At 67.1% G+C, this 7,796-nt stretch carries 8 protein-coding genes; 2 read left to right on the top strand and 6 right to left on the bottom strand.

The annotated features are described in order from the left end of the window. Positions 1 to 62: 62 nt before the first annotated feature. The 5 genes from MXAZACID_RS07805 to MXAZACID_RS07785 form a co-directional block, all read right to left on the bottom strand. Positions 63 to 1,181: a diguanylate cyclase gene (locus tag MXAZACID_RS07805; RefSeq protein ID WP_008493691.1), complete on the bottom strand. Its 1,119-nt coding sequence runs from the start codon at positions 1,179 to 1,181 to the stop codon at positions 63 to 65. Positions 1,182 to 1,304: 123 nt separating this feature from the next. Further along, on the bottom strand, positions 1,305 to 2,702 hold the full coding sequence (locus tag MXAZACID_RS07800; RefSeq protein WP_039884786.1) for a HAMP domain-containing sensor histidine kinase: 1,398 nt from the start codon (positions 2,700 to 2,702) through the stop codon (positions 1,305 to 1,307). Beyond that, positions 2,686 to 3,384 (bottom strand): response regulator transcription factor, encoded by a 699-nt coding sequence (locus MXAZACID_RS07795; RefSeq protein ID WP_008493689.1) that lies wholly within the window; start codon positions 3,382 to 3,384, stop codon positions 2,686 to 2,688. The genes MXAZACID_RS07800 and MXAZACID_RS07795 overlap by 17 nt, the downstream gene beginning before the upstream one ends. Continuing rightward, positions 3,381 to 4,775, bottom strand: coding sequence for an MFS transporter (locus tag MXAZACID_RS07790; protein ID WP_039885099.1), 1,395 nt, complete (start codon positions 4,773 to 4,775; stop codon positions 3,381 to 3,383). The genes MXAZACID_RS07795 and MXAZACID_RS07790 overlap by 4 nt, the downstream gene beginning before the upstream one ends. Positions 4,776 to 4,877: 102 nt before the next feature. Further along, positions 4,878 to 5,777, bottom strand: coding sequence for a LysR family transcriptional regulator (locus MXAZACID_RS07785; RefSeq protein WP_008493687.1), 900 nt, complete (start codon positions 5,775 to 5,777; stop codon positions 4,878 to 4,880). Positions 5,778 to 5,876: 99 nt separating this feature from the next. Between MXAZACID_RS07785 and MXAZACID_RS07780 the strand changes: the two genes are divergently transcribed. Further along, positions 5,877 to 6,638 (top strand): SDR family NAD(P)-dependent oxidoreductase, encoded by a 762-nt coding sequence (locus MXAZACID_RS07780; protein WP_008493686.1) that lies wholly within the window; start codon positions 5,877 to 5,879, stop codon positions 6,636 to 6,638. A gap of 139 nt (positions 6,639 to 6,777) precedes the next feature. Here MXAZACID_RS07780 and MXAZACID_RS07775 read toward each other — a convergent pair whose 3' ends face one another. Continuing rightward, entirely contained in the window at positions 6,778 to 7,431 is a 654-nt protein-coding gene (locus tag MXAZACID_RS07775) for a pyridoxamine 5'-phosphate oxidase family protein (RefSeq protein WP_008493685.1), read from the bottom strand. Positions 7,432 to 7,489: 58 nt separating this feature from the next. Here MXAZACID_RS07775 and MXAZACID_RS19260 point away from each other — a divergent pair. Then, a partial coding sequence (locus MXAZACID_RS19260; protein ID WP_008493683.1) for a GntR family transcriptional regulator occupies positions 7,490 to 7,796 on the top strand: 307 nt, incomplete at its 3' end.

Genomic DNA, 7,796 nt, shown 5'->3' with positions numbered 1-7,796 from the left:
AAAGCCCCCACGTCTTTCCGCGCGCCGCCGGCTGCGCGCGCAGCGCCGCCCGGCGAAATGCCTCAGCCATGCCGGTAGGTGATGCTGGCCGGGGCGGGCAGGGATTGCAGGCTGCGCTGGCGTTTGGCGATGTAGAGCTCGGCATCGGCGGCGGCGAGCAGGGTTTCGATCGGCGCGGCCTCTCCCGTGATCACCCCGAAGGTGACGCCGGTGACATAGCCGCGCGCCTGGCAGGCGCTGGTGAAGGCCTCGCGGATGCGGGCGGCGATGCGGCGGGCCGCGTCCTCATCGTCGCGGATCAGCATCGCGAATTCATCGCCGCCGACCCGGCCGATCAGATCGCCCTTGCGCAGATGCGCGCGGCAGACCTCGCCCAGCACGCGCAGCACCTCGTCGCCGCCGGCATGGCCATGGGTGTCGTTGACGGTTTTGAAATAATCGACATCGAACACCAGCACCGCGCAGGGCCGGTCCTGTAGCACGCGCTGGGCCAGCTCGAAAAACCGCCGCCGGTTCAACAGCCCGGTGAGATGGTCGGTATGGGCCTGGGTGCGCAGCGTGTCCTGACGTGTGGCCAGCACCGCGAACAGGATCAGGAAGGCGTCGGAGAACTCATACAGGATCGCCTCGGTCGGGGTGATGTAGAGCCAGAGCTGGGTGGTATCCGGGCTCGGGAACAGCAGGGCGCAGAGGCTGCGCGCGGCATAGAAGGCGGCATGCAGCAGGGCCAGCCCGGCCAGCAGCCAGCGCACCTCCACCCGGGCCGGAATGCGCAGGCTTTCATGCGCGATCGCCACCATGCAGAGGAAGCCGGCCGGGCTGAACACGGCGAAGCGCAGCAGCTCATTATGAGCGAAGATCCGCCAGTCGCTGACCACGCACCAGCAGGCGGCGACCAGCACTGGCCAGAGCACGAGCGGGCGCCCGGGGCGCAGCTGGCGCAGCCCCATCCACATCAGCCAATAGCCGGTCAGCACCAGGGCCGGCCCCAGCCCATAGGCCGCCCAGGGCCAGTATTTCACCCCGACCACCACGCCGGCGATGCCGATGGCGCCGGCCAGATAGGCGCCGCCCCAGTAGCGCAGTGTCGCCGAGCGCATGATGGTGCTGACTCCCAGCAGCAGCAGGGCGCCGACCCAGGTCATGATGTCCAGGATGAGGAACAGGTTGGCGGGCGGCATTGTCAGCTTGGGGGTTGTCCAGAGAATGAGACATATTACGGCAGGTTAATTTAAGCAATCCCAATGACATGACCGTTTTGCGCTCTGTGCGCTTTTGATGGAGAACAATTTTTATTCTGGGCTCTAGAATGGCGCCGGCAGGCGCAGCCGCAGGATCAGGCCGGGTTCATGGTCCAGCAGCGCCGCCTCGCCCTCATGCAGCCGCGCCACCGCCCGCACCAGGCTGAGTCCCAGCCCGGTGCCCGGCGTCTGCGGGGCCAGCCGCACGAAGGGGCCGAAGGCGGCCTCGCGCAAGGCGGCCGGGATGCCGGGGCCGCGATCGCTGATGGTGATTTCGATCCAGCCGCCTTGCGGCTGGGCGCGGAAGCGGATGGCGGTGCCGGGCGGGCAATGGCGCAGCGCGTTTTCGATGCCGTTGACCAGCATCTGGGCGAGCAGCTTGGCATCGCCGCGCAGCGCCAGGCCAGGGGCGATCTCGGCGCGGAAATCCTGGCCGAGATCCTCGGCCACATTCTCATAGGTTTCGGCCAGGCCCAGGCAGAGGGCGGTGAGATCGACCAGCGTGAAGCGCCCGCGCACCGCGCCGGCTTCCACCTCGGCAATCTGCAGCATGGCGGCGAAGAGTTTCAGTATCTCCTCGGTCCGTGCCGTGGCCTCGGCCAGGGCGGCGGCGTCCGGCGGCGCGGTTTTCAGGAAGTTGCGCAGCCGGGCCAGCGGCGAGCGCAGATCATGCGCGATGGCGTTGGTGACGTGGCGGGCATTCAGCACCAGCCCTTCCACCGTGGCGAGCATGGTGTTCACCTCCGCGGTCAGCACGTCCAGCTCGTCGTCATGGCCGTAGAGCTTGACCCGGCGGGAGAGGTCGCCGGCGATGATCTCGCGGCTGGTGCGGCTGATCGCCTGCACGCGTTGCAGGCTGAACAAGGCGATGACCAGGCTGATCAGCAGCCCGAGCCCGAGCGCGATGCCGAAGACGCTGGCGAAGATATAGGCGATGCGCCGGTTGAGGGCGGCGAGGGCGGAGGCATCGGCGCCGATGAAGAGGCTGCCGCCCTGTGCCAGCGCCGTCTCCAGGCCGATGATTTCCTGCATGCCGTCCGGCAGCTGGTCCCCGGCCCAGCGGTTGAGCACCCGCCAACCGGGCGCCGCCGCGCGCAGGGGCAGATTGCCGGCCAGTTCGCGGCCATCCGGCGCGAACAGGGCGTAGAATAACGTGCCCGGCGCCTGGGCCGCCCGGGTTACGGGGCCTTGCAGCGCGTCCGCGCTGCCATCGTTTTCCGTCAGCGCGTCCGCGCTGCCATTTTGTTCCGTCCGCGCGTCCGCGCTGGCGGCTTGGGCCAGCAGCGCGGCGCGGGCCTGGGTGAGGGCCGGCGCCAGATTATGGCGGGCGGCGCTGGCGGTGGCGTTATAGATCAGCGCGAAGGCCAGCATGGCCGCCAAGGTGGAGAGCAGCGTGCCGAGCACGGCGAGGCGGAAGCTCGCCATGCGCACCAGCCGGGCGCGTTTAATCCTGCGAATCATCCGCGAGCCGGTAGCCGAGGCCGCGCACGGTCTGGATCATCTCGGTGGGGAAGCCCTGGTCGATCTTGGCGCGCACGCGGCTGATATGGGATTCCACCACCAGGGTCTGGGGTTCGAAATGGAAGTCCCACACCGCTTCCAGCAGCATCGCGCGGGTGACCACCTTGCCGGCATTCAGCATCAGATATTCCAGCAGCCGGAATTCGCGGGGTTTCAGCAGGATGGTCTTGCCGTCCCGGCTGGCCTTCTGGGTGAGCCGGTTGAGTTCGAGCGTGCCGACCCGCAGCAGCGACTGCTTGGCCTGGGCCGCGCGGCGGCGCAGCAGCACCTCCAGCCGGGCGGTGAGTTCGGCGATGGCGAAGGGTTTGACCAGATAATCATCGCCGCCGGCGCGCAGCCCCTCGACGCGCTCATCCACCCGGCTCAGCGCGGTGAGGAACAAAGCCGGGGTGGCGATGCCCATGGCGCGCAGCCCGGTGATGATGGCGATGCCGTCCAGATGCGGCAGCATGCGGTCGAGCACCAGCGCGTCGAAGCCGCCAGTGGCGGCGCGCTCCAGCCCCTGCCTGCCATCGGCCGCACTCTCCACCGCATAGCCCTCGGCGCGCAGGGCGGTTTCCAGATCGGCGCGCATCTCCTCGTCATCCTCGACGATCAGCAGCCGGGCGGGGCGCGGGCTCAATGGTTGATCTCCTCCAGCGGCAAGCCCGCGCTGTCCGGCCCGAACACGGTGATCATCACCATGCCGACCAGCATGGCGACGCCGATGAACAAGGCCACCGCCGGCACCCCGCCAGCATAGAGGAAATACCCCACCGCCAGCCCGGCGAAGGCGGCGGCCATCCGGCTCCAGCCATAGGTGAAGCCGATGGCGCGGCCGCGTATGCGCGTGGGGTAAAGCTCCGCCTGATAGCCATGATAGGCATAGGACATCAGATTGGCCGCCAGGGTGAACATCACCCCGATCAGGATCAGCAGGAACGGCGCCCGGGCGATGGAAAAGGCGGCCATGAACAGCGCCATCAGCCCGAGCCCGAGCACGATCTGGGTGCGCCGCTCCAGCCGGTCCGCCAGCATCAGCCCCAAAGCCGGGCCGAACGGGTTGGCCAGCGCGATGATGAAGGAATATTCGAAACTATCGACGATGGTGATGCCGCGCGCGATCAGCAATGCCGGCACCCAGGCGGCGAAGCCGTAGAAGCCGACCACCTGGGCGATGTTGAACAGGCTCAGCATCAGCGTGCGCTCGATATAGCGCGGGGTGAACATCTCCCAGAGCGTGCCGCGCCCTTCGGCCTCGGGCTGCGCAATCGCCGGGGCGGGCAGCGGGGCGGCACGCTGGGCGGCGGTTTCCAGCTCCTGCATCACCGCCTCGGCCTGCGCCGTGCGGCCTTTCAGCGCCAGCCAGCGCGGGCTCTCTGGCAGCAGCCGCCAGAGCGGCCAGGCGACCAGCGCCCCCGCCGCGCCGACCAGCATCACCAGCCGCCAGCCCGGCAGAGCGGGCAGGATCTGCGTTGGCGTCAGCCAGGCGAGCAGCGCGGCGAAGGGGACGATGGTGAAGGTGATGGTCTGGTTGAGGGCGAAGGCGCGGCCGCGGGCGAAGCCGGGGATCAGCTCGGCGATATAGGTATCCATCGCCACCAGCTCGGCCCCGAAGCCGATGCCGGCGATGAAGCGCCAGAGATTGAGGGCGGCGCCGCTCTGCTGGCAGGCCATGATCGCGGTGCAGGCGCTGTACCAGAGCAGCGACCAGAAAAACACGCGCTTGCGGCCGCAATAATCGACCAGCGGCGCGCCCAGCACCGCCCCGGCCCAGAGCCCGGCGAAGGTGCAGAAGACGAAGGTGCCAGCGCCCGAGACCGCGATGTCGCGCAGCGCCGCGAAGGGGCCGAGGCTGGCCGGGGTGAACAGCCCGGCATCGACCATGCGCGGCGCGATATAGGCGGTGAGGAAGACGCTGTAGAACTCGAACACGCCGCCCAGCGAGATATAGAGCACCGGATGCCAGATCGCCTCGCAGAGCGGCAGCCGGTCCAGCCGGGCGGCGATGCGCGCGGCCTCCTGCGCGCTCATGCGGGCGGGGACCGGTCTGGCGTGCGGGATTTGGTCTGCATCGGCAAGACGGAAGCGCTCCTCGGCATTTTCAAACATCTATAGCGGGGGTGGCGGGGCCTGTCAGCTTGCCGGCAGATGCCGGGCATATTCGCCGGCCACCCAGTCAATGAACACCCGCACCCGCAGCGAGAGCTGGCGGTTGCGCGGATAGAGCACGTAGAGCGGGAGCGGCGTGGGCGGGGTGTGCGCCAGAACCTCCACCAGCCGGCCGTCGCGCAGCTCCGCCTCCACCCCGTAATGCGGCACCTGGATCAGCCCCAGCCCTTGCAAAGCGGCTTCCTTGTAGCTCTCCGCGCCGTTGACCGAGAGCACGCAGGGAAGTGAGACGGTTTTCACCGCCTTGCCGACGCGAAATTCCAGCGGCAGCACCCCGCCGGTGGCCGAGGAGCGGAAGCCGACCATTTTATGCCCGGCGAGCTGGTCCCAGCTTGGCGGCGTGCCGTGGCGGGCGAGATAGGCCGGGGAGGCGAAGGTGCCTTCCGGCATCAGCGCCAGGCGGCGGGCGATCAGATCGCTCTCGGCCGGCTGGCCGGCGCGCAGGGCGCAATCCACCCCTTCGCGGATCAGATCCACAAAGCGGTCGCCCTCGCTGACATAGAGTTCCAATTCCGGGTAGCGGTCCAGGAAGGCGGGCAGGCCGGGCAGGATGATGCGGCGCACCTGGCTGCCCTGCGCCTCGACATGCAGAAAGCCGCGCGGCTTGGCGCTGCTGAAGGCGCTTTCGGCGTCCTCCATATCGGCGAGGATGGAAAGGCAGCGCCGGTAATAGGCCTCGCCATCCGGGGTGGCGCGGACCTGGCGGGTGGTGCGCTGGAGCAGCCGGGTGCCCAGCCGGGCTTCGAGCTGCTTCAGCGCGTCGGTGACGGTGGAGGCGGGCAGGGAGAGATCCTCGGCGGCGCGCACGAAGCTGCCGCGCTCCAGGATCCGCACGAAGACCCGCATATGGTCGAATCTGTCCATTGTTCGTGATCCTCGGATGATGTTGCCGGATTTTGCCTGATTATTTGCGGGGCGGAAAGGCGCATCTCAGCCTCACTGAAACTCACAGGAGTGTTTGAGATGAGCACAGGAAAAATCGCCTTGATCACAGGGGCCAGCCGCGGGCTGGGGCGCAGCATGGCGCTGGCGCTGGCAGAGCGCGGGGAAAATGTGATCGGCACCTATCACAGCAACAAGGCGCAGGCCGATGAGGTGAAGGACGCGATCGAGGCCAAGGGCGGCAAGGCGGTGTTTTTGCCGCTGGATGCCGGGGATGTGAAAAGTTTCGCGGGGTTTGCGGTGGCGGTGCGGCAGGCGCTGCGGGAGGTGTGGGGGCGGGAGCGCTTCGACCATCTGGTGAATAATGCCGGCTTTGGCCATCATGCGCCGTTCGCGCAAACCAGTGAGGAGGCGTTTGATAAACTCTTCAACGTGCATCTGAAAGGGGTGTTTTTCCTGACGCAGACGCTGCTGCCGTTGCTGGAAGATGGTGGCCGTATCGTCAATATTTCCTCCGGGCTGGCGCGATTCAGCTTCCCCGGCGCCTCCGCCTACGCGGCGATGAAGGGCGGAGTGGAGGTGCTGACGCGCTATCTGGCGGTGGAGCTGGGGGCGCGGGGCATTACCGCGAACACGGTGGCGCCGGGGGCGATTGCCACGGATTTCAATGGCGGTGTGGTGCGGGATAATCCGGAGATGAACCAGCGTGTGGCGTCTTATGCCGCTTTGGGGCGGGTGGGCGAGCCAGAGGATATCGGCCCGGCGGTGGCGGCGCTGCTGGGGGAGGAGACTCGTTGGGTGAATGGGCAGCGGATTGAGATTTCCGGCGGGATGGTGCTCTAAAAAAAATTGCAAAAGTTTTTGGGGGTGTGGGGACTTTTTTCAAAAAGTCCCCACAAACGTTCGGGGCATTGGCAACGCCAGTGCCACCACCCCAGACGTTTTCGCCGCTTTTTTGAAAAAAAGCGGCACCAAAAAACTTTTAAAATTTTCGCGCCATCGCCGTGAGATGCGCCGGCGGCGCGATCCCGGCCGTCAGACGCGCATCGTCGATCGGCGTGCCGATCTGGGTCGTCACCGGAATCACCCCGGCCCAGATCGGCAGCGCATAATCCTCCTCTTCATCCTTCGGCCCGCCAGTGCGGATTTTGGCACTGCCTTCCTCGATCTTCAGCGCCAGGATCGAGGTTGCCTTGAGCTCCTGCGCGCTGTTCGGGCGCAGCATCGCGGCCCGGCCGGGCCAGAGCCCATCGATAAACGCGCTGAGTTTGGCTTGCTTTTCCTCATCGGGTACCAGATGCGCGGTGCCGAATAGCATCACCGAGCGCGAATTCACCGAGTGATGAAAGCCCGAGCGCGCCATCACATAGCCATCCAGAATCGCCACGTTCAGGCACACCTCTTGCCCGCTGGCGGCGCGCAGGGCGCGGCTGGCGGAGGAGGCGTGCCAATAGACGTGATCGCCCTCGCGCCATTGCAGGGTGGGGGTCACGTAGGGCTTGCCGTCGATCACATAGCCGACGCTGCACATGGGTTGCGCGTCCAGGATCGCGTTCACCACAGCGCGGTCGAAAGAGCCGCGCTGATGCGAACGGCGCAGGCGGGTACGGTCGGTTTGCAGAAGGTCTTCGGTCATGATGCTCTCTGATGGGACTTGATGAGGGGCAGAGTGGCGCGATATTGGTCTGTTTGAAATGACCAATTTAAACATTCAAGACCAGGCCAATTTTGATGCCGCCTTGCTCGGCCTGGCCCTGGCGCGCGGCGGTGAGGCGTTGCATGTGCAGCTGGCCGAGGCGCTGCGGCGGCTGATTCTGGCCGGGGCGCCGCCGGGGGCGCGGCTGCCGCCCAGCCGCAAGCTGGCGCAGGAGCTGTCCATCTCCCGTGCCACCGTGCTCACCGCCTTGGACCAGCTCACCGCCGAGGGCTATCTGCAAGGCCGCCAGGGGGCCGGGCTGTTCGTGGCGCGGGATTTGCCGCATCTGGCCCGCCGCTGGCGCA

It is taken from the genome of Acidocella sp. MX-AZ02 (assembly GCF_000306035.1).
In the GTDB taxonomy this organism is placed as follows: Bacteria; Pseudomonadota; Alphaproteobacteria; order Acetobacterales; family Acetobacteraceae; genus Acidocella; species Acidocella facilis.
Note: the sequence above shows the minus strand (reverse complement) of the source record. Positions and strands in the feature narration are given on the sequence as shown.